Below are 22,932 nucleotides of genomic sequence, written 5' to 3' on the forward strand. Positions count from 1 at the left end.
CGGATCAATCGGCTGTTCTTTAAAAATTCATAGAGTCGAATCAGCGTTGTCAGAGGAAACTGCACAAACGTATAAGGTTTAGTGCAGACCGTGCCTCTGATGACAATTTTTTGATTGCGTCAAAACGAATATTCAATGAGCGAAAGCTAGTTGAAATTCAGTAATGACGAATGTTTCTTGATAGTGATATCGAGGAATTATTCACATTACGGCATAACGCGCGAGGTGAAAGACCTCGCAAGTCCAGACAACAGCGGAGACATCTCGCAAGAGAGGTCAAAGTTATAGGGTCAAGTGACTAAGAGCATGTGGTGGATGCCTTGGCGATGATAGGCGACGAAAGACGTGAAAGCCTGCGATAAGCTTCGGGGAGCTGGCAAATAAGCATTGATCCGGAGATTTCTGAATGGGGAAACCCACCTCGCAAGAGGTATCGCATGATGAATACATAGTCATGCGAGGCGAACCGGGTGAACTGAAACATCTCAGTAGCTCGAGGAAAAGACATCAACCGAGATTCCGAAAGTAGTGGCGAGCGAAATCGGAGGAGCCTTCTAGTGATAGCACGACTGTTAGCAAAACGGGATGGAAAGCCCGGCCATAGCAGGTGATAGCCCTGTATGCGAAAGCGGACGTGTGGTACTAAGTTAGAGAAAAGTAGGGCGGGGCACGAGAAACCCTGTCTGAATATGGGGGGACCATCCTCCAAGGCTAAATACTCATCATCGACCGATAGTGAACCAGTACCGTGAGGGAAAGGCGAAAAGAACCCCGGGAGGGGAGTGAAATAGATCCTGAAACCGCATGCTTACAAAAAGTAGGAGCCCGCAAGGGTGACTGCGTACCTTTTGTATAATGGGTCAGCGACTTACATTCAGTGGCAAGGTTAACCGAATAGGGAAGCCGTAGAGAAATCGAGTCCGAATAGGGCGTCCAGTCGCTGGGTGTAGACCCGAAACCAAGTGATCTATCCATGGCCAGGATGAAGGTGCCGTAACAGGTACTGGAGGTCCGAACCGACTAGTGTTGCAAAACTAGCGGATGAGCTGTGGATAGGGGTGAAAGGCTAAACAAACTTGGAAATAGCTGGTTCTCTCCGAAAACTATTTAGGTAGTGCCTCAAGTATTACCTTCGGGGGTAGAGCACTGTTTTGGCTAGGGGGTCATGGCGACTTACCAAACCAAGGCAAACTCCGAATACCGAAGAGTACAGCTTGGGAGACAGAGCACCGGGTGCTAACGTCCGGACTCAAGAGGGAAACAACCCAGACCGCCAGCTAAGGTCCCTAAAATTGGCTAAGTGGGAAACGAAGTGGGAAGGCTAAAACAGTCAGGATGTTGGCTTAGAAGCAGCCATCATTTAAAGAAAGCGTAATAGCTCACTGATCGAGTCGTCCTGCGCGGAAGATGTAACGGGGCTAAGCCAGTTACCGAAGCTGCGGATGTGCAATTTATTGCACGTGGTAGGAGAGCGTTCTGTAAGCCTGTGAAGGTGTCTGGTAACGGATGCTGGAGGTATCAGAAGTGCGAATGCTGACATGAGTAGCGTTAAAGGGGGTGAAAAGCCCCCTCGCCGTAAGCGCAAGGTTTTCTACGCAACGTTCATCGGCGTAGAGTGAGTCGGCCCCTAAGGCGAGGCAGAGATGCGTAGCTGATGGGAAACAGGTCAATATTCCTGTACCGATCAATAGTGCGATGTGGGGACGGAGAAGGTTAGCTCAGCCAACTGTTGGATATGTTGGTTCAAGCCTGTAGTCGTGCCTGGTAGGCAAATCCGCCGGGCTTAGATGAGGGGTGATAACGAGTCTGCTTGCAGACGAAGTGAGTGATACCCTGCTTCCAGGAAAAGCCACTAAGCTTCAGCTATTGACGACCGTACCGCAAACCGACACTGGTGCGCGAGATGAGTATTCTAAGGCGCTTGAGAGAACTCAGGAGAAGGAACTCGGCAAATTGATACCGTAACTTCGGGAGAAGGTATGCCCCTAGTCAGTGAAGTTGTACAAACGGAGCTAAACGGGGTTGCAAAAAATCGGTGGCTGCGACTGTTTAATAAAAACACAGCACTCTGCAAACACGAAAGTGGACGTATAGGGTGTGACGCCTGCCCGGTGCTGGAAGATTAAATGATGGGGTGCAAGCTCTTGATTGAAGTCCCAGTAAACGGCGGCCGTAACTATAACGGTCCTAAGGTAGCGAAATTCCTTGTCGGGTAAGTTCCGACCTGCACGAATGGCGTAACGATGGCCACACTGTCTCCTCCTGAGACTCAGCGAAGTTGAAATGTTTGTGATGATGCAATCTCCCCGCGGAAAGACGGAAAGACCCCATGAACCTTTACTGTAGCTTTGTATTGGACTTTGAACAGATCTGTGTAGGATAGGTGGGAGGCTTTGAAGTGAGGACGCTAGTTCTCATGGAGCCAACGTTGAAATACCACCCTGGTGTGTTTGAGGTTCTAACCTAGGTCCCTTATCGGGATCGGGGACAGTGCATGGTAGGCAGTTTGACTGGGGCGGTCTCCTCCCAAAGCGTAACGGAGGAGTTCGAAGGTACGCTAGTTACGGTCGGACATCGTGACGATAGTGCAATGGCATAAGCGTGCTTAACTGCGAGACTGACAAGTCGAGCAGATGCGAAAGCAGGACATAGTGATCCGGTGGTTCTGTATGGAAGGGCCATCGCTCAACGGATAAAAGGTACTCTGGGGATAACAGGCTGATACCGCCCAAGAGTTCATATCGACGGCGGTGTTTGGCACCTCGATGTCGGCTCATCTCATCCTGGGGCTGTAGCCGGTCCCAAGGGTATGGCTGTTCGCCATTTAAAGAGGTACGTGAGCTGGGTTTAAAACGTCGTGAGACAGTTTGGTCCCTATCTTCCGTGGGCGCTGCAGATTTGAGGAAGCCTGCTCCTAGTACGAGAGGACCGGAGTGGACACACCTCTGGTGTATCGGTTGTCACGCCAGTGGCATTGCCGAGTAGCTAAGTGTGGAAGAGATAACCGCTGAAAGCATCTAAGCGGGAAACTCGTTTCAAGATGAGATCTGCCGGGGCCTTGAGCCCCCTGAAGAGTCGTTCAAGACCAGGACGTTGATAGGCTGGGTGTGGAAGCGCAGTAATGCGTTAAGCTAACCAGTACTAATTGCTCGTGCGGCTTGACCCTATAACTTTGACTCAACACCACCCGCGTGTTGCAGACAAAGAGTTATGCCAGGTGACGCAGTCAAAAACACAAAAAGCTGATGACCACTCTATGAATTCGCCGCCCTGTCTCCAAACACGAGACTCGGCAGCAACCCTTTATGCCTGATGACCATAGCAAGTTGGCACCACTCCTTCCCATCCCGAACAGGACAGTGAAACGACTTCGCGCCGATGATAGTGCGGGTTCCCGTGTGAAAGTAGGTCATCGTCAGGCTCTTACAGCCCAATCCGCCCCGTGCACCGCAAGTGCTCGGGGCGGTTTGCTTTGGGGGAACGGTTTCAGTCGAGGTGATGGCGATTCTGCCTGGGATGGTGAATCTTTCATCGGCTCGAGAGGCTTGCGTTCTCTGATCGGTGTGTCGTGTGTCGTGTGTCGTGTGCCGCTTCTGCAAGGCGTAAGGCAGCGGCTATTGGGTGGCAGAGTGCAGTTGGACTGGCCTCGATCACTCGTACGGGGAAGGCTCGAAGGGTGAGGTTCTGTACTGCGATAGTAGGTGGGCCTCAGAGGGCCTATCCATGACGACGAGTCAGTGCAGCAGAAGATGTCCACTGCTCCAAGGCGGTCCCAAGCGCGCAGGTCGTGATCGATCAGCTATGGGCATCCTCGGGTCAAGCGCTCAGAAGAAAAAGTGCGAAATTTTGCGCGAGGCCTCGTTTTTGTCGCTATAATTTGAGATTCTCCGGAGGGGTGCCCGAGTGGCTAAAGGGGGCAGACTGTAAATCTGTTGGCTTACGCCTACACTGGTTCGAATCCAGTCCCCTCCACCAGATTTGAGTTGTGCGCTGGGCGCTGCTGTGAAGGCCTTTGGTCGATGCGGGAGTAGTTCAATGGTAGAACCCTAGCCTTCCAAGCTAATGACGCGGGTTCGATTCCCGTCTCCCGCTCCAGTCTGGTTAGGTAGAGAGATCGTTCGAGGCTTAGGCTGTCGAAACGCCCATGTGGCTCAGTGGTAGAGCACTCCCTTGGTAAGGGAGAGGTCGCGGGTCCGATTCCCGCCATGGGCACCAAATTTGCGGTGCGTCCGGTTGAGATTGCGCCAATATCCAAGTGTGTTGGTTGAGTTTTTTCGGAGTCGAAAATGGCAAAAGGTAAGTTCGAACGTACCAAGCCCCACGTCAACGTGGGCACCATCGGCCACGTGGACCATGGCAAGACGACGCTGACGGCAGCGATCGCCACCGTGCTGTCCGCCAAGTTCGGCGGCGAAGCCAAGAAGTACGACGAAATCGACGCAGCACCTGAAGAAAAGGCCCGCGGTATCACGATCAACACCGCGCACGTGGAATACGAAACGGCCAACCGCCACTACGCCCACGTGGACTGCCCCGGCCACGCCGACTACGTCAAGAACATGATCACCGGCGCCGCCCAGATGGACGGCGCCATCCTGGTGTGCTCGGCCGCCGACGGCCCGATGCCCCAGACCCGCGAGCACATCCTGCTGGCTCGCCAGGTGGGCGTGCCCTACATCATCGTGTTCCTGAACAAGTGCGACATGGTGGACGACGAAGAGCTGCTGGAGCTGGTGGAGATGGAAGTCCGCGAACTGCTGGACAAGTACAACTTCCCCGGCGATGACACCCCCATCGTGCGCGGCTCGGCCAAGCTGGCCCTCGAAGGCGACAAGGGCCCCCTGGGCGAGCAAGCCATCGACAAGCTGGCAGAAGCCCTGGACTCCTACATCCCCACGCCTGAGCGCGCCGTGGACGGCGCATTCCTGATGCCCGTGGAAGACGTGTTCTCCATCTCCGGCCGCGGCACCGTGGTGACCGGCCGTATCGAGCGCGGCATCATCAAGGTCGGCGAAGAAATCGAAATCGTCGGTATCCGCGACACGCAAAAGACCACCTGCACCGGCGTGGAAATGTTCCGCAAGCTGCTGGACCAGGGCCAAGCCGGCGACAACGTCGGCCTGCTGCTGCGCGGCACCAAGCGCGAAGACGTGGAACGCGGCCAGGTGCTGTGCAAGCCAGGCTCCATCAAGCCACACACCCACTTCACGGCTGAGGTGTATGTGCTGTCCAAGGACGAAGGCGGCCGCCACACCCCGTTCTTCAACAACTACCGTCCACAGTTCTACTTCCGCACGACCGACGTCACTGGCGCCATCGAGCTGCCAGAAGGCAAGGAAATGGTCATGCCCGGCGACAACGTGTCGATCACCGTCAAGCTGATCAACCCCATCGCCATGGAAGAAGGCCTGCGCTTCGCCATCCGTGAAGGCGGCCGTACCGTCGGCGCCGGCGTCGTGGCCAAGGTCATTGCTTAATTGATGTGCGAAGGGGTATAGCTCAATTGGCAGAGCGTCGGTCTCCAAAACCGAAGGTTGTAGGTTCGATTCCTACTGCCCCTGCCACCTGAGGTGGCGAAACCAAGCCCGCCAGACTCTGGCGGGCTTCGGTGTCTTCTGGATGCCGAAAGTCGAAGCAGGAAAATAGTCGGATATGGCCACTACTCAAGTCGAAACTGTCAGCACAGGCGCGGACAAGGCGAAGCTCGCCGCCGTTGCCCTGCTGGTGATTGCTTCCATCGGTGGGTTCTACCTGCTGTCCAAGCAGGGCCCGCTGGTTCAGTGGGTGGCCCTGCTGATCGGTCTGGCGGCGGCAGTAGGCGTGTTCCTGGTGTCGGAGCCTGGCAAGCAATTCGTGGGTTTCGCCCGGGATGCCTGGCGCGAAGTCAAGAAGGTCGTCTGGCCGACGCGCAAGGAGACGCTGCAGATGACGGCCTATGTGTTCGTCTTCGTGGTGGTGATGGCGCTGTTCCTGTGGTTTACGGACAAGACGCTCGAGTGGGTCTTGTATGACTTGATCTTGGGATGGAGAAAATAATGACAGATGCTGCGGAAGTCGGCGAAGCCGGCGCTCTCGGAACTCCGGCATCTGCCAATCCTGATCTGCGCTGGTACATCGTTCACGCCTATTCCGGCATGGAGAAGGCTGTGGAGCGCAACATCGTGGAGCGCATCGGGCGCGCAGGCATGACGGACAAGTTCGGTCGCATTCTGGTGCCGACCGAAGAAGTCGTGGAAATGAAGAATGGCCAGCGCAAGACCACCGAGCGTCGCCTGTTCCCCGGCTACGTCTTCGTGGAAATGGTCATGGACGACGACACTTGGCACTTGGTGAAGCACACCAACAAGGTGACGGGCTTCGTCGGTGGCGCGAAGAACAGGCCGGCTCCCATCTCGGAAGACGAAGTGCAGAAGATCGTCAGCCAGATGCAAGAGGGCACGGACAAGCCGCGGCATAAGGTGGAGTTCATGGTCGGCGAGCTGGTGCGCGTCAAGGAAGGCCCGTTCACCGACTTCAACGGCTCCGTCGAAGAAGTCAACTACGAAAAGAGCCGCGTTCGCGTCTCCGTGATGATTTTCGGACGTTCCACGCCAGTGGAGCTGGAGTTCGGTCAAGTCGAAAAGACCTGACGAATTGATCCAAAAAGCTGGCCTCGCGCTTTCCGACTCGGCGCGGGGTCTTTGGTTATGAGTCGTTAACCCCGGGGAGCCAAGTACTTTCAAGGCTTGGCGTTATGACCCGCAAGGAAGTCCATCATGGCGAAAAAAATCGTCGGCTTCGTCAAGCTGCAAGTCCCAGCTGGCAAGGCCAACCCCTCTCCACCCATCGGTCCCGCGCTGGGTCAGCGCGGCCTCAACATCATGGAGTTCTGCAAGGCATTCAATGCGCAGACCCAAGGCGTTGAGCCAGGCCTGCCGCTGCCCGTGGTCATCACGGCGTTTGCGGACAAGAGCTTCACCTTCATCATCAAGACGCCCCCTGCGACGACCTTGATCAAGAAGGCCATCAAGCTGGACAAGGGTTCGTCCAACGCCCTGAGCACCAAGGTCGGCAAGATCACCCGCGCCCAGCTGGAAGAGATCGCCAAGACCAAGATGAAGGACATGAACGCAGCAAACGTGGACGCCGCCGTCCGCACGCTGGCTGGTTCCGCACGCTCCATGGGCGTGACGGTGGAGGGTCTGTAAATGGCTAAATTGACCAAGAAGCAAAAGGCCCTGCAGGGCAAAGTCGACAGCACGAAGCTGTACGCCTTCACAGAGGCCGTGGCCATCGTCAAGGAAGCTGCTACCGCCAAGTTCGATGAATCCATCGACGTGGCCGTGCAACTGGGCATCGATGCCAAGAAGTCGGACCAAGTGGTGCGTGGCGCCGTCGTGCTGCCCAACGGCACCGGCAAGACCACCCGCGTGGCCGTGTTCGCCCAGGGCGCCAAGGCTGAAGAAGCCAAGGCCGCCGGTGCCGACGTGGTCGGCATGGACGATCTGGCTGCCATGGTCAAGGCGGGCGACATGCCTTTCGACATCGTGATCGCTGCCCCTGACGCGATGCGTGTCGTGGGTACGCTCGGTCAGATCCTGGGCCCACGCGGCCTGATGCCCAACCCCAAGGTGGGCACCGTGACTCCTGACGTCGCCACGGCCGTGAAGAACGCCAAGGCCGGTCAGGTGCAGTTCCGCGTCGACAAGGCCGGTATCGTCCACAGCACCATCGGTCGTCGCTCGTTCGACAACGAGAAGCTGCAAGGCAACCTGGCTGCGCTGATCGAAGCCCTGAACAAGGCCAAGCCAGCTACCAGCAAGGGTCTGTACCTGCGCAAGGTGGCCGTCTCTTCCACGATGGGCCTGGGTGTCCGCGTGGATACGCAATCCATCGCTGCTGCGTAATTGCTCAAAATCTTCGGCGCCTCTCGGGGCGTCGATGTGGTGGGCTGCCGGCGTGCAAATGCCGGCAGGCCATCCAAGACCGTTGGTGCGCAGGGTGATTGCGCTTAAATCCACGTGATGCCAACGCAGATGGCGATCCCGCTGCAGATGGAATTCATTCCTTTTCAGTTGGTCGCTGCAACAAGAGCGTACAGAAGGGGTTCGCCCCGGATGTGCAATTTAAGGAGTAGACCTTGAGTCTTAATCGCAGTGAGAAAGAAGCGGTCATCAATGAAGTGACCAGCCTCGCCGCTAAAGCTCAAACGCTCGTGATCGCGGAATACCGTGGCATCACGGTCGCTGACATGACCAAACTGCGCGTGGATGCTCGCAGCAAGGGCGTCACCCTGAGTGTTCTGAAGAACACCCTGGCTCGCCGTGCTGTCGCTGGCAGCGCGTTCGACGTCGTGTCCGACCAGATGACCGGTCCTCTGATCTATGGCTTCTCCGAAGACGCTGTGGCCGCCGCCAAGGTGGTGGCCGACTTCGCGAAGACCAACGACAAGTTGGTGATTCGCGGTGGCGCCTTCGCAGGCAAAGCCCTGGATGTGAACGGCGTGAAGCAACTGGCCAATATCCCTTCCAAGGAAGTGCTGTTGGCTCAGCTGTGTGGCTTGCTGATGTCCCCCATTTCGCGCACGGCCGTGGTGCTGGGCGCGTTGGCGGCAAAGAAGGGCGAGGGCGCTGCCGCCGAACCGGCAGCCGAGGCAGTTGCGGCCTGATTGGCCCTCTGTTAACCAACGTTATTGTTAGGAAATCAAAATGGCATTCGATAAAGACGCATTCTTGACCGCGCTGGACAGCATGACGGTCATGGAACTCAATGACCTGGTCAAGGCCATTGAAGAGAAGTTTGGCGTGAGCGCTGCCGCCATGGCCGCTCCTGCCGCCGCTGGCGGTGGTGCTGGCGCTGCTGCAGCCGAAGAAAAGACCGAATTCAACGTGGTGCTGCAAGAAGCCGGCGCCAACAAGGTTTCGGTCATCAAGGCTGTGCGCGAAATCACCGGCCTGGGCCTCAAGGAAGCCAAGGACCTGGTGGACGGCGCTCCGAAGAACGTCAAGGAAGGCATTGCCAAGGCCGACGCCGAAGCAGCCGTCAAGAAGCTGGTGGAAGCCGGCGCCAAGGCCGAACTCAAGTAATTCGGCCGGTCGCCAAGGCTGGGGGCTCCGCAAGGGCTCCCAGCCTTTGGCGCTTATGGAACGCAGTTCCAGAGCACACCAGAAAGCGGTCCGCATTGGCCGTTTTCTAGTGTCTTCTGAGCCCCCCGACAGCAGAAGACGCCTTGGTTCGGGTGATGTGCAACGCATCACCGTCCGCCATGGTTGGTAGTGGCCAACCGCCAAGCCTGCAAGGCATGCGCCCCTGCAGGTCAGTAGTCGTCGAAGACCCAGGACTCATGTCTTTGCCCGGAGATCTCATGGCCCCAACATCCACGTACAGCTATACCGAACGCAAGCGGATTCGCAAGAGTTTCGGCAGCCGCGACAGCGTGCTCGAAGTGCCTTACCTGCTGCAGATGCAAAAGGATGCGTACACCGCATTCCTGCAGGCAGACAAGGCCCCCCAGAAACGCACCATCGAAGGCCTGCAAGCCGCTTTCGATGCCGCTTTCCCCATCGTCTCGCACAACGGTTTCGTCGAGATGAAGTTCGTCGAGTACAACCTCGCGAAACCCGCGTTCGACGTGCGTGAATGCCAGACCCGTGGCCTGACGTTCGCGTCCGCCGTGCGGGCCAAGGTGCAACTGATCATCTACGACCGTGAGTCCTCGACGTCCCAGTCCAAGGTGGTCAAGGAAGTGAAGGAGCAAGAGGTCTACATGGGCGAGGTGCCCCTGATGACCGACAAGGGCTCGTTCATCATCAACGGGACCGAGCGCGTGATCGTCTCGCAGCTGCACCGTTCGCCAGGCGTGTTCTTCGAGCACGACAAGGGCAAGACCCACAGTTCGGGCAAGCTGCTGTTCTCGGCACGCATCATTCCTTACCGCGGCTCCTGGCTGGACTTCGAATTCGACCCGAAGGACATCCTCTACTTCCGCGTGGACCGTCGCCGCAAGATGCCGGTCACCATCCTGCTCAAGGCCATCGGCCTGAACCCCGAGTCCATCCTGGCGAACTTCTTCGTCAACGACAACTTCCGCCTGATGGACAGCGGCGCGCAGATGGAATTCGTCGCCGACCGCCTGAAGGGCGAAGTGGCGCGTTTCGACATCACCGACAAGTCGGGCAAGGTCGTCGTCGCCAAGGACAAGCGCATCACGGCTCGCCACACGCGTGAGCTGGAGCAGTCCGGCACCACGCACATCAGCGTGCCCGAAGACTTCCTGATCGGCCGCGTGGTGGCCCGCAACGTGGTGGACGGTGACACCGGCGAGATCGTGGCCAAGGCCAACGAAGAGCTGACCGAAGCCCTGCTGAAGAAGCTGCGGTCCGCCGGCGTGCAGGACCTGCAGGTCATCTACACGAACGAGCTGGACCAGGGCGCGTACATCTCGCAGACCCTGCGCATCGACGAAACCGTGGACGAGTTCGCCGCCCGCGTGGCCATCTACCGCATGATGCGCCCCGGCGAGCCGCCGACGGAAGACGCCGTGCAGGCTCTGTTCCAGCGCCTCTTCTACAACCCGGACACGTACGACCTGTCGCGCGTGGGCCGCATGAAGTTCAACGCCAAGATCGGCCGCGACGAATCGACCGGCCCCATGGTACTGTCGAACGAAGACATCCTCGCCGTCGTGAAGATCCTGGTGGACCTGCGCAACGGCAAGGGCGAAGTCGACGACATCGACCACCTGGGCAATCGCCGCGTGCGTTGCGTGGGCGAGCTGGCCGAGAACCAGTACCGCACCGGTCTGGCGCGTATCGAGAAGGCCGTGAAGGAACGTCTGGGCCAGGCCGAGCAAGAGCCGCTCATGCCGCACGACCTGATCAACAGCAAGCCGATCTCGGCCGCCCTGAAGGAATTCTTCGGCGCCTCGCAGCTGTCGCAGTTCATGGACCAGACCAACCCGCTGGCGGAAATCACCCACAAGCGCCGCGTCTCCGCACTCGGCCCGGGTGGTCTGACCCGCGAGCGTGCCGGCTTCGAAGTGCGCGACGTGCACGTGACCCACTACGGCCGCGTCTGCCCCATCGAAACGCCTGAAGGCCCGAACATCGGCCTGATCAACTCGCTGGCCCTGTACGCCCGCCTGAACGAGTACGGCTTCATCGAGACGCCGTACCGCCGCGTGGTGGACGGCAAGGTGACCGACCAGATCGACTACCTGTCCGCCATCGAGGAAGGCAAGTACGTCATCGCCCAGGCCAACGCCACGCTGGACGCCGAAGGCCGCCTGACCGGCGACCTGGTGTCGGCCCGCGAAAAGGGTGAATCCACGCTGCTGTCCGCCGACCGCGTGCAGTACATGGACGTGTCGCCCGCCCAGATCGTGTCGGTGGCCGCATCGCTCGTGCCCTTCCTCGAGCACGACGACGCGAACCGCGCACTGATGGGCGCCAACATGTCGCGCCAGGCCGTGCCCGTGCTGCGCCCGGAAAAGCCCATGGTGGGCACCGGTATCGAGCGCGTCGCAGCCGTGGACTCCGGCACCGTGGTGACGGCCAACCGTGGCGGTATCGTCGACTACGTCGACGCGACCCGCATCGTGGTGCGCGTGAACGACGCCGAAGCCGTGGCCGGTGAAGTGGGTGTGGACATCTACAACCTCATCAAGTACCAGCGTTCCAACCAGAACACCAACATCCACCAGCGTCCGATCGTCCAGCGCGGCGACGTGCTGGCCAAGGGTGACGTGATCGCCGACGGTGCCTCCACCGACCTGGGCGAGATCGCCATCGGCCAGAACATGCTGATCGCGTTCATGCCCTGGAACGGCTACAACTTCGAAGACTCGATCCTGATCTCCGAACGCGTGGTCGCCGAAGACCGCTACACCTCGATCCACATCGAGGAACTGGTGGTGATGGCCCGCGACACCAAGCTGGGCGCCGAAGAAATCACGCGCGACATTCCGAACCTGTCGGAACAGCAGCTGAACCGCCTGGACGAGTCCGGCATCATCTACGTGGGCGCCGAAGTGCAGCCCGGCGACACGCTGGTGGGCAAGGTCACGCCGAAGGGCGAGACCACGCTGACGCCGGAAGAGAAGCTGCTGCGCGCCATCTTCGGCGAGAAGGCGTCCGACGTGAAGGACACCTCGCTGCGCGTGGACCAGGGCTCGCAAGGCACCGTGATCGACGTGCAGGTCTTCACCCGCGAAGGCATCCAGCGCGACAAGCGCGCCCAGCAGATCATCGACGATGAGCTCAAGCGCTTCCGCCTCGACCTGAACGACCAGCTGCGCATCGTCGAAGCCGACGCGTTCGACCGGATCGAGAAGCTGCTGACCGGCCGCGTGGCCAACGGCGGCCCGCAGAAGCTCGCCAAGGGCACCAAGCTCGACAAGGCCTACCTGGCGTCCGTCGAGAAGTTCCACTGGTTCGACATCCGCCCCGCGGAAGACGAAGTGGCGACGCAGCTCGAGTCCATCAAGAACGCCCTGGAGCAGACGCGCCACAGCTTCGACCTGGCTTTCGAAGAGAAGCGCAAGAAGCTCACGCAAGGCGACGAGCTGCCGGCTGGCGTGCTGAAGATGGTCAAGGTGTACCTGGCCGTCAAGCGCCGCCTGCAGCCTGGCGACAAGATGGCCGGCCGCCACGGCAACAAGGGCGTGGTGTCCAAGATCGTTCCGGTCGAAGACATGCCCTACATGGCCGACGGCACCCCTGCCGACATCGTGCTGAACCCGCTGGGCGTGCCATCGCGCATGAACATCGGCCAGGTGCTGGAAGTCCACCTGGGCTGGGCCGGCAAGGGCATCGGCCAGCGCATCGGCGACATGCTGCGCGACCAGGCCAAGACGGCCGAAGTGCGCAAGTTCCTGGAAGAGGTCTACAACTCCAGCGGCCGCACGGAAGACCTGGCACAGCTGACCGACGACCAGGTGCTGTCGATGGCCGCCAACCTGACCAACGGTGTGCCGTATGCCACGCCGGTGTTCGATGGTGCCTCGGAAGCCGAGATCAAGGACATGCTGAAGCTGGCCTATCCGGACGACATCAAGGAGCGCAAGGGCCTCACGGACACCCGCACGCAGGCGTACCTGTTCGACGGCCGCACGGGCGAGCGCTTCGAGCGCCCGACGACCATCGGCTACATGCACTACCTGAAGCTGCACCATCTGGTGGACGACAAGATGCACGCCCGCTCGACCGGCCCGTACTCGCTCGTCACGCAGCAGCCGCTGGGCGGCAAGGCCCAGTTCGGTGGCCAGCGTTTCGGGGAAATGGAAGTGTGGGCGCTGGAAGCCTACGGCGCCGCCTACGTGCTGCAGGAAATGCTGACCGTGAAGTCCGACGACGTGGTGGGCCGTACCAAGGTGTACGAATCCATCGTCAAGGGCGAACACGCCATCGAGGCAGGGATGCCCGAATCGTTCAATGTGCTGGTCAAGGAAATCCGTTCCTTGGGCCTGGACATCGAACTGGAACGTTCTTAATCGAAGGGGACTAGGTTTATGAAGTCATTACTCGACCTGTTCAAGCAATTCACGCCCGACGAGCATTTCGATGCCATCCGCATCGGCATGGCTTCGCCCGAGAAGATCCGCTCGTGGTCCTTCGGCGAAGTGAAGAAGCCGGAAACCATCAACTACCGCACGTTCAAGCCCGAGCGCGACGGTCTCTTCTGCGCCAAGATCTTCGGCCCCATCAAGGACTACGAGTGCCTGTGCGGCAAGTACAAGCGCCTGAAGCACCGCGGCGTCATCTGCGAGAAGTGCGGCGTCGAAGTCACGCAGACCAAGGTGCGCCGCGAGCGCATGGGACACATCGACCTGGCCGCGCCCTGCGCGCACATCTGGTTCCTGAAGTCGCTGCCGTCGCGTCTGGGCCTGGTGCTCGACATGACGCTGCGCGACATCGAGCGCGTGCTGTACTTCGAAGCCTACGTGGTGACCGACCCCGGCATGACCCCGCTGAAGAAGTTCGGCATCATGTCCGAGGACGACTATGACGCCAAGCGCAAGGAATACGGCGACGAGTTCATCGCCAAGATGGGCGCCGAAGGCATCAAGGACCTGCTCGAATCCATCGACATCGACCTGGAAATCGAAAAGCTGCGTGGCGACCTGACCGGCTCCGAAGTCAAGGTCAAGAAGAACGCCAAGCGCCTGAAGGTGCTCGAAGCGTTCAAGAAGTCCGGCATCAAGCCCGAGTGGATGGTGCTCGACGTGCTGCCCGTGCTGCCACCGGACCTGCGTCCGCTGGTGCCGCTGGACGGCGGCCGCTTCGCGACCTCCGACCTGAACGACCTGTATCGCCGCGTCATCAACCGCAACTCGCGCCTGCGCCGCCTGCTGGAGCTGAAGGCTCCGGAAATCATCGCGCGCAACGAAAAGCGGATGCTGCAGGAAGCCGTCGATTCGCTGCTGGACAACGGCCGCCGTGGCAAGGCCATGACGGGCGCGAACAAGCGCGCCCTGAAGTCGCTGGCCGACATGATCAAGGGCAAGTCGGGCCGTTTCCGCCAGAACTTGCTGGGCAAGCGGGTGGACTACTCGGGCCGTTCCGTCATCACCGTGGGCCCGACGCTCAAGCTGCACCAGTGCGGCCTGCCCAAGCTGATGGCCCTGGAACTGTTCAAGCCGTTCATCTTCTCGCGCCTGGAAGCCATGGGCATCGCGACGACGATCAAGGCTGCCAAGAAGGAAGTCGAATCCGGCACCCCGGTGGTGTGGGACATCCTGGAAGAGGTCATCAAGGAACACCCGGTGATGCTGAACCGTGCGCCCACGCTGCACCGTTTGGGCATCCAGGCGTTCGAGCCCATTCTGATCGAAGGCAAGGCCATCCAGCTGCACCCCCTCGTCTGCGCGGCCTTCAACGCCGACTTCGACGGTGACCAGATGGCTGTCCACGTGCCGCTGTCGGTGGAAGCGCAGATGGAAGCCCGCACGCTGATGCTGGCCTCCAACAACGTGCTGTTCCCCGCCTCCGGCGAGCCTTCCATCGTCCCGTCGCAAGACGTGGTGCTGGGCCTCTACCACGCCACCCGCGACAAGGTGAACGGCATCGGCGAAGGCCTGGTGTTCGCCGACACGGGCGAAGTCCAGCGCGCGCTGGATGCCGGCCAGGCCGAGCTGCATGCCCGCATCAGCGTGCGCCTGACGGAATGGACCAAGGACAAGGCCACCGGCGAATTCGTGCCTTCGACCTCGCTGGTCGACACGACCGTCGGCCGTGCGCTGCTGTCCGAGATCCTGCCCAAGGGCCTGCCCTTCAGCAACATCAACAAGGCGCTGAAGAAGAAGGAAATCTCCAAGCTCATCAACGTGAGCTTCCGCAAGTGCGGCCTGAAGGAAACCGTGGTGTTCGCAGACAAGCTGCTGCAGAACGGCTTCCGCCTGGCCACGCGCGCCGGCTTCTCCGTGGCGATCGACGACATGCTGGTGCCGCCGCAAAAGGCCGACATCCTGGTGCGCGCCGAAGCCGAGGTGAAGGAGATCCAGCAGCAGTACGTCTCCGGTCTGGTGACCGCCGGCGAGCGCTACAACAAGGTGGTGGACATCTGGGGCAAGGCCGGCGACGACGTGTCCAAGGTCATGATGGACCAGCTCAAGGTCGAGAAGACCACCGACCGCAACGGCAAGGAAGTGACGCAGGAGTCCTTCAACGCCATCTACATGATGGCCGACTCCGGCGCCCGTGGCTCCGCCGCGCAGATCCGCCAGCTGGCCGGCATGCGCGGCCTGATGGCCAAGCCGGACGGCTCCATCATCGAGACCCCCATCACGGCGAATTTCCGTGAAGGTCTGAACGTGTTGCAGTACTTCATCTCCACCCACGGTGCCCGCAAAGGCCTGGCGGATACGGCGCTGAAGACCGCCAACTCCGGCTACCTCACCCGCCGCCTGGTGGACGTGACGCAGGATCTGGTGGTGACCGAGGACGACTGCGGCACGAGCAACGGCTCGGTGATGCGCGCCATCGTCGAAGGCGGTGAAGTGATCGAGTCCCTGCGTGACCGCGTGCTGGGCCGCACCACGGCCGAAGAGGTGCTGCACCCCGAAACCCGTGCCGTGCTGGTGCCGGCCGGCCAGATGCTGGAAGAGGACACCCTCGAAGAGCTGGAAGCCGCTGGCGTGGACGAGGTCAAGGTGCGCACCGCGCTGACCTGCGAGACTCGCTACGGCCTCTGCGCCAAGTGCTATGGCCGCGACCTGGGCCGTGGCGGCCTGATCAACCTCGGCGAAGCCGTGGGTGTGATCGCTGCCCAGTCCATCGGCGAACCCGGCACGCAGCTGACCATGCGCACGTTCCACATCGGCGGTGCCGCATCGCGCGCCGCCATCGCATCGAGCGTGGAAGCCAAATCCAACGGCGTGATCGGCTTCAACGCCACGATGCGCTACGTGAGCAACACCAAGGGCGAGCTGGTCGTCATCGCGCGTTCGGGTGAAGTCATCATCCAGGACGAGCATGGCCGCGAGCGCGAACGCCACAAGGTGCCTTACGGCGCCACGCTGACGGTGCAGGCCGACCAGACGGTCAAGGCCGGCACCATCCTCGCCAACTGGGATCCGCTGACGCGCCCGATCATCACGGAATTCGCCGGCCAGGTGAAGTTCGAGAACATCGAGGAAGGCCTCACGGTCGCCAAGCAGGTCGACGACGTGACGGGTCTGTCCACGCTGGTCGTGATCGATCCGAAGCGCCGCGGCTCCGCCAAGGTGGTGCGTCCGCAGGTCAAGCTGGTTGACGCACAAGGCCAGGAAGTGAAGATCCCTGGCACCGACCACTCGGTGACCATCGGCTTCCAGGTCGGCGCGCTGATCCAGGTGCGCGACGGCCAGGACGTGGGCCCCGGCGAAGTGCTGGCGCGTATTCCGGTCGAAGGCCAGAAGACCCGCGACATCACCGGCGGTCTGCCCCGCGTGGCCGAGCTGTTCGAAGCCCGTTCCCCCAAGGACAAGGGCATGCTGGCCGAAATCACCGGCACGGTGTCGTTCGGCAAGGAAACCAAGGGCAAGGTGCGCCTGCAGATCACCGATCCGGACGGCAAGGTCTGGGACGAACTGATCCCCAAGGAAAAGAACGTGCTGGTCCACGAAGGCCAGGTGGTCAACAAGGGCGAGTCCGTGGTGGACGGCCCGGCCGATCCGCAGGACATCCTGCGCCTGCTGGGCATCGAAGAGCTGGCGCGCTACATCGTCGATGAAGTGCAGGACGTGTACCGCCTGCAAGGCGTGAAGATCAACGACAAGCACATCGAGGTGATCGTTCGCCAGATGCTGCGCCGCGTGGTGGTCGAATCGACGGGCGAGTCCGGCTACATCGCCGGCGAGCAGGTCGAGCGCTCGGAGATCCTCAACACCAACGAGCGCCTGCAGGCCGAAGGGAAGATCCCTGCGACCTATACCAACGTGCTGCTGGGCATCACCAAGGCGTCGCTGTCCACCGATTCGTTCATCTCGGCCGCGTCGTTCCAGGAAACGACCCGCGTGCTCACCGAGGCTGCCATCATGGGCAAGCGCGACGAGCTGCGTGGCCTGAAGGAAAACGTGATCGTGGGTCGCCTGATCCCCGCCGGCACGGGCCTGGCCTACCACCAGGCACGCAAGGCCAAGGACGCCATGGACGACGCCGAGCGGCGCGCCATCGCCGAGTCGGAAGCCGCCGAAATGGGCGCTGCCGGCACGGAAGAAGCCGCCGAGATCGACGGCTCCATGGCAACGGGTGGCTCCGCGGCTGAATAAGCCGGCACGACGGTTGTCCGTTCGCCCCTGAAAAGCTCCCGCTCTGTCGAGACCCGGCAGGCCGGGAGCTTTTTCATGGGCTGGCCCCGGCCCGTGAAGCGCCTGGCGCCCACCCGGCGCCCTTTGCCGATTCCTCCATCGACCGAAACCATCGCGGCTGCCCGCGCGCAGCCACGCCGCCCTTGTCCGCCATGCTGATCACCTGGATTTCCCTGGCCGTGCTGCTCTTCTGGGCAGTGGGCGCCTACAACCGGCTGGTGCGCCTGCGCTCGGCCGCGCTGCAGGCGTTCGGCGCGCTGGACGCGCATCTGGTGCGCATGATCGCCATGCTGGGCGAGTACGAAGCCACCTTGCTGCCCGAGCGCGACCCGTCCGACGCCCGCGCCGCGCTCTGGGCCGCGACCACCCAGTTCGGCGCGTCGCTGGCCGCGGCGCGGGCCCGGCCCCTCGATGGCCAGGCGGCCGCTGCGCTGCAGACCGCCGACCAGGTGCTGGACACGGCCTGGCAGGCGGCGATGCGGGCGGGCTCGCCCGATGCGTCCGAACCTTCCGCCAGCGGCGGTGGGGCCGACGGTGCGCCGGCCCGGCCCAGCGATGCGCTGGCCGCCTGGGCCGCACTGCGCGAGCAACACGTCGCGCACAACGCGCTGGCCCGCCAGCAATTCAACGACGCGGTGGCGCACTACAACGGCGCCATCGCCCAATTCCCTGCCAGCGTTCTGGCGTGGCTGTTTGGCTTTCACAAGGCCCGCCCGCTGTGAACGAGGCTGTTTTTTGAAGATCCGCTCCCATGCCCCATGACCACGCCGGCGCCCGGCCGCGCTCCGACGACGACTCCGCCGCGCTGGCGCCCCCGCTCTGGAAGCTGCTGCAGGCCACGGCCGAGGCGCTGCACGCCGTGCGGGCGGGGCAGTCCGGCACGGCCGCGCTGGCCGGCGTCACGCCCGCGCTGCGGCCCGGCGTGCAGGCGCTACTGTTCCAGACGCTGCGCCACCTGGGCCGCGCGCAGGCCCTGCGCCGGCAACTGGCCCCGCGCAACCCGCCGCCGGCGGTGGACGCGCTGCTGTGCACCGCGCTCGCCCTGGCCTGGAACCCTGATGAGGCCCCGTACGAGCCCTTCACCCTGGTCAATCAGGCCGTCGAAGCCGCCAAGCGCCACCCGGCCACCAAGGCCCAGGCTGCCTTCGTCAACGCCTGCCTGCGCCGCTTCCTGCGCGAGCACGCCGCCTGCGTGGCCGCCACCGACGCCGACCCGGTCGCCCGCTGGAACCATCCGGCCTGGTGGATCGAGCAACTGCGCCGCGACCACCCGGAGGACTGGGAGCGCATCCTGCGGGCCAACAACGCCCATGCGCCCATGACGCTGCGCGTTTCAAGGCAAAAAAGCACGCCAGCGCTTTATTTGCAAGCGCTTTCAGCTATCAATATGGTAGCAAGCGCCGTGGGCAGGGACGGCGTGGAACTGGACCAGCCCCAGCCCGTGCAGCGCCTGCCCGGTTTTGCCGACGGCGTGGTGTCGGTGCAGGACGCCGCCGCCCAGCAGGCCGCCCCGCTGCTGCTGCAGGGCCTGGACCTGTCGGCGCCGCTGCGGCTGCTGGACGCCTGCGCCGCCCCGGGCGGCAAGACCGCCCATCTGGTGGACTGCCTGCCGCCGGGCGCCGCCTGGCAGGTCACCGCCCTGGAGATCGACCCGGCCCGCGCCGAACGCATTCACGACACCCTGCAGCGCCTGCAGATCCGCACCGCCCCGGGCACATCCACTGGCGCGAAGGCGGATCCGCCGCAGGGCGCCAGCGGCCAGCCAGTCTCCGGGGCGGTCCAGGTGCTGGTGGCCGACGCCGCCCGTCCGGGCGACTGGTTCGCCGCCAGCGGCGGCCAGCCGTTCGACGCCATCCTGCTCGACGCGCCCTGCACCGCGTCGGGCATCGTGCGCCGGCATCCGGACGTGCGCTGGCTGCGCCGCGCCTCCGACATTCCCCAGCTCGCGACGCTGCAGGCCCAGCTGCTGGCCACGCTGTGGCCCCTGGTGCGGCCGGGCGGGCGGCTGCTGTACTGCACCTGCTCGGTCTTTCGCGCCGAGGGCGATGCGCAGGTGCGATCGTTCCTCAAACGCAACACCGACGCGCGGCTATTGCCGTCGCCGGGCCATTTAATTCCCGGTGGAACGGACAAGGCCGGCGACGTCCGAGACAATCCGCCGGGTGACCACGACGGATTTTTCTACGCGCTCTTCCAGAAGGCCCCCGCTTGACGCCCGCCGCCGCCTGCCGTCGCGCCGGTGGAGCGGGCCGTGGCTGGCGCTGGTGCTGCTGCTGGCCGCGCTGACCGCCTTGCTGCCGGGGCCGGCGCACGCGCAGGCGGCCGGCTCCGTCACCGACCTTCAGCTGGACGCCACCGCCGACGGGCTGTTCCTCTCGGCCTACATGGACTTCGAGCTGCCCGCCCAGGCGCAGGAGGCACTGCACAAAGGCATTTCGGTCTTCTTCGTCGCCGAGGCGGAGGTGGTGCGCGAGCGCTGGTACTGGTCGGACAAGCCGGTCACCCATGCCGTGCGCTACCTGCGCCTGAGCTACCAGCCGTTGACCCGCCGCTGGCGCCTGAACCAGTCCTCGGTGCCGTTCACCGGCGTGGGCCTGGGCGTGGCCCTGGGCCAGACCTTCGACGACCTGGCCGACGCCCTGTCCGCCATGCAGCGCATCGCCCGCTGGCGCATCGCCGACACGGGCGTGCTGGAACCCGGCGCCCGCAACACCGTGCACTACCAGTTCCGGCTCGACATGTCGCAGCTGCCCCGGCCGTTCCAGATCGGCGCCATGGGGCGGTCCGGCTGGTCGCTGGCCATGTCGCGCAGCGCCGAGGTGTCGGTGGCGGAGCCCGCCCGATGACCGCACCCGGCCCCGGCACGCCGGGCGCGCCGCCCTCGGCAAGATCCCGCGCGGCCCGCCAGGCCCGTGCCGTGCGCTGGGTGGTGGGCGTGGGCGCGGCCGTGATGAGCGCCATCGGCTTGGTGCTGATGTTCTTGCTGACGCTGGCCACCAACAACCGCGCCCTCTACGAGCGCAACTACACCTGGCTGCTGGGCGTGAACGGCCTGGTCGCGCTGCTGCTGCTGGCCATTGTGGTGTGGGTGTCGGTGCGGCTGGCCATCCGGCTGCGGCGCGGGCGCTTTGGCAGCCGGCTGCTGATCAAGCTGGCCGGCATCTTCGCCGTGGTGGGGCTGGTGCCGGGGCTGGTGATCTACACCGTGTCGTACCAGTTCGTGTCCCGGTCGATCGAAAGCTGGTTCGACGTGAAGGTGGAAGGGGCGCTCTCGGCAGGCGTGAACCTGGCCCGCGTCACGCTCGACACTTTGGCCAGCGACTTGGCCAACAAGACCCGCGCCGCCAGCACGCCTCTGGCCGCCGTGCCCGACGCCGCGGCCGGCCTGGTGCTGGAGCGCGTGCGCGACCAGCTGGGCGCGGACGACGTCGTGCTGTGGGGTGCCTCGGGCCAGTTCCTGGCCAGTGCCGGCCAGTCGCGCTTCAGCCTGAACCCGGAGCGGCCCAGCCTGCAGCAGTTTCGCAATGCGCGGCAGCAGCGGCTGACGTTCCAGATCGAGGGCCTGGAAGACTTGAGCGACCCCACCGGCGCCGACCGGGTGCGGGTGAAGGCGCTGGTGGCGGTGGACAACCCCGCCGTCGGCGTGCTGTCCGAGCCGCGCTACCTGCAGGCCACGCTGCCGCTGCCCTCCGCCTTGGTCGCCAACGCCATCACCGTGCAGGAAGCCAACCGCGAATACCAGGAGCGCGCCCTGGCGCGGGGCGGCCTGCGGCGCATGTACATCGGCACGCTCACGCTCAGCCTGTTCCTGGCGGTGTTCGGCGCGGTGCTGCTGGCCGTGCTGCTGGGCAACCAGCTGGCGCGGCCGCTGCTGCTGCTGGCCGAGGGCGTGCGCGAAGTGGCCGCCGGCAACCTGAGCCCCAAGGCCGCGCTGCAAGCCAAGGACGAACTCAGCGGCCTGACACGGTCCTTTGCCATGATGACCCAGCAGCTGGCCGACGCACGGGGCGCCGTCGAGCAGAGCATGGAAGAGGTGACGGCAGCGCGGGCCAACCTGCAGACCATTCTGGACAACCTGACGGCCGGCGTCGTCGTGCTGGACGGGCAGGGCGTCATCGTTTCCTCCAACCCCGGCGCTACCCGCATCCTGCGCGCGCCCATGGCGGCCTATGAAGGGCGGCGCATGGTCGAAGTGCCGGGCCTGGCCGAATTCGCCGCCGCCGTCCAGGCGCAGTTCGACGTCTTCCTGGGCGACCGCGACCACCACAGCCTGGACCACTGGCAGCATTCCTTTGCGCTGCATGCGCCCGGCGGCGGCGTGGTGCCCAATGGCACCAGCCTGGTCGCGCGCGGGGCCGAGCTGCCCGACCGCTCCCGCCTGCTGGTGTTCGACGACATCTCGGAGATCGTCTCCGCCCAGCGCGCCCAGGCCTGGGGCGAGGTCGCCCGCCGCCTGGCCCATGAAATCAAGAACCCGCTCACGCCCATCCAGCTGTCGGCCGAGCGGCTGGAGATGAAGCTCTCCGGCAAGGTGGGCGAGGCCGAACAGGCCGTGCTGACCAAATCCGTGAAGACCATCGTCGACCAGGTCGACGCGATGAAGCGGCTGGTGAACGAATTCCGCGACTACGCCCGCCTGCCGGCCGCCGAGCTGGAGCAACTCGACCTGAACGCCTTGGTCACCGACCTGTTGCAGTTGTATGGGAATGAAAACGCCCACGTGCGGGTGGAAGCCGACCTGGACCCGCGCTGCCCGCCCATCGCCGGCGACGCGCAGCAGCTGCGGCAGGTGGTGCACAACCTGCTGCAAAACGCGCAAGACGCGACCGAGCTGGTCTGCGAGCAGGCCCAGCGGCCCCAGCCCTGGCCGGCCGTGCGCATCACCACCCGCTGGAGCGAGTCCTCCAGGCGCGTGCGGCTGGCCGTGCTGGACCACGGCAGCGGCTTTCCGGCACACATCCTGCAACGTGCTTTCGAGCCGTACGTGACCACCAAGCCGCGCGGCACCGGCCTGGGGCTGGCCGTGGTCAAGAAGATCGCCGACGAGCACGGCGCCCGCATCGACCTGCTCAACCGTACCGAAGACGGGGTGGTGACCGGTGCCCAAGTCTCGCTATCATTCGCGCCTGAACACGCGGTGGCGATTTAACAACACGCTGCGGCACACA

At 62.9% G+C, this 22,932-nt stretch carries 13 protein-coding genes, 4 tRNA genes and 2 rRNA genes; all 19 read left to right on the plus strand.

The features are described 5' to 3' along the window. The first annotated feature begins 288 nt into the window (after positions 1-288). The 19 genes from ABWV53_RS17420 (at position 289) to ABWV53_RS17510 (ending at position 22,913) form a co-directional block, all read left to right on the plus strand. Positions 289-3,166 (plus strand): 23S ribosomal RNA (locus ABWV53_RS17420). A 142-nt stretch (positions 3,167-3,308) separates the two neighbouring features. Next, positions 3,309-3,421: ribosomal RNA gene (rrf, locus tag ABWV53_RS17425) — 5S ribosomal RNA — on the plus strand. A gap of 468 nt (positions 3,422-3,889) precedes the next feature. Next, positions 3,890-3,975 (plus strand) — tRNA-Tyr (locus tag ABWV53_RS17430). Positions 3,976-4,021: 46 nt separating this feature from the next. After that, positions 4,022-4,095, plus strand: a tRNA-Gly gene (locus ABWV53_RS17435). Between the two features lie 45 nt (positions 4,096-4,140). Continuing rightward, positions 4,141-4,215 (plus strand) — tRNA-Thr (locus ABWV53_RS17440). Between the two features lie 71 nt (positions 4,216-4,286). Next, entirely contained in the window at positions 4,287-5,477 is a 1,191-nt protein-coding gene (gene tuf, locus ABWV53_RS17445) for an elongation factor Tu (RefSeq protein ID WP_353363402.1), read from the plus strand. An 11-nt stretch (positions 5,478-5,488) separates the two neighbouring features. Beyond that, positions 5,489-5,564 (plus strand) — tRNA-Trp (locus tag ABWV53_RS17450). A gap of 88 nt (positions 5,565-5,652) precedes the next feature. Next, a complete protein-coding gene (gene secE / locus ABWV53_RS17455) occupies positions 5,653-6,036 on the plus strand; it encodes a preprotein translocase subunit SecE (protein ID WP_056659729.1) in 384 nt (127 codons plus the stop codon). Next, positions 6,036-6,629 carry a transcription termination/antitermination protein NusG gene (gene nusG, locus ABWV53_RS17460; RefSeq protein WP_353367408.1) on the plus strand — a complete coding sequence of 198 codons (594 nt, stop codon included), beginning with the start codon at positions 6,036-6,038 and terminating at the stop codon, positions 6,627-6,629. The genes secE and nusG overlap by 1 nt, the downstream gene beginning before the upstream one ends. A 126-nt stretch (positions 6,630-6,755) precedes the next feature. Next, entirely contained in the window at positions 6,756-7,187 is a 432-nt protein-coding gene (rplK, locus tag ABWV53_RS17465; RefSeq protein ID WP_056659735.1) for a 50S ribosomal protein L11, read from the plus strand. Then, complete coding sequence (gene rplA / locus ABWV53_RS17470) at positions 7,188-7,886, plus strand: 50S ribosomal protein L1 (RefSeq protein ID WP_353367409.1); 699 nt, start codon at positions 7,188-7,190, stop codon at positions 7,884-7,886. A 233-nt stretch (positions 7,887-8,119) separates the two neighbouring features. Next, the gene (rplJ, locus tag ABWV53_RS17475) at positions 8,120-8,647 is read left to right on the plus strand and encodes a 50S ribosomal protein L10 (RefSeq protein ID WP_353367410.1); all 528 of its coding nucleotides are present in this window, start codon (positions 8,120-8,122) and stop codon (positions 8,645-8,647) included. Positions 8,648-8,687: 40 nt separating this feature from the next. Beyond that, entirely contained in the window at positions 8,688-9,065 is a 378-nt protein-coding gene (gene rplL / locus ABWV53_RS17480; protein ID WP_056659739.1) for a 50S ribosomal protein L7/L12, read from the plus strand. A 278-nt stretch (positions 9,066-9,343) separates the two neighbouring features. Continuing rightward, entirely contained in the window at positions 9,344-13,468 is a 4,125-nt protein-coding gene (rpoB, locus tag ABWV53_RS17485) for a DNA-directed RNA polymerase subunit beta (protein WP_353367411.1), read from the plus strand. Positions 13,469-13,486: 18 nt separating this feature from the next. Next, positions 13,487-17,725: a DNA-directed RNA polymerase subunit beta' gene (gene rpoC / locus ABWV53_RS17490; protein WP_353367412.1), complete on the plus strand. Its 4,239-nt coding sequence runs from the start codon at positions 13,487-13,489 to the stop codon at positions 17,723-17,725. Positions 17,726-17,916: 191 nt separating this feature from the next. Beyond that, positions 17,917-18,486, plus strand: coding sequence for a LemA family protein (locus ABWV53_RS17495; RefSeq protein ID WP_353367413.1), 570 nt, complete (start codon positions 17,917-17,919; stop codon positions 18,484-18,486). Positions 18,487-18,515: 29 nt separating this feature from the next. Continuing rightward, the gene (rsmB, locus tag ABWV53_RS17500; protein WP_353367414.1) at positions 18,516-19,976 is read left to right on the plus strand and encodes a 16S rRNA (cytosine(967)-C(5))-methyltransferase RsmB; all 1,461 of its coding nucleotides are present in this window, start codon (positions 18,516-18,518) and stop codon (positions 19,974-19,976) included. A gap of 58 nt (positions 19,977-20,034) precedes the next feature. Further along, positions 20,035-20,610 (plus strand): DUF4390 domain-containing protein, encoded by a 576-nt coding sequence (locus ABWV53_RS17505; protein WP_353367477.1) that lies wholly within the window; start codon positions 20,035-20,037, stop codon positions 20,608-20,610. Further along, the gene (locus ABWV53_RS17510) at positions 20,607-22,913 is read left to right on the plus strand and encodes a sensor histidine kinase (protein ID WP_353367415.1); all 2,307 of its coding nucleotides are present in this window, start codon (positions 20,607-20,609) and stop codon (positions 22,911-22,913) included. The genes ABWV53_RS17505 and ABWV53_RS17510 overlap by 4 nt, the downstream gene beginning before the upstream one ends. Positions 22,914-22,932: the final 19 nt, after the last annotated feature.

This window comes from Acidovorax sp. FG27 (assembly GCF_040365715.1).
Lineage (GTDB): Bacteria > Pseudomonadota > Gammaproteobacteria > Burkholderiales > Burkholderiaceae_C > Paracidovorax.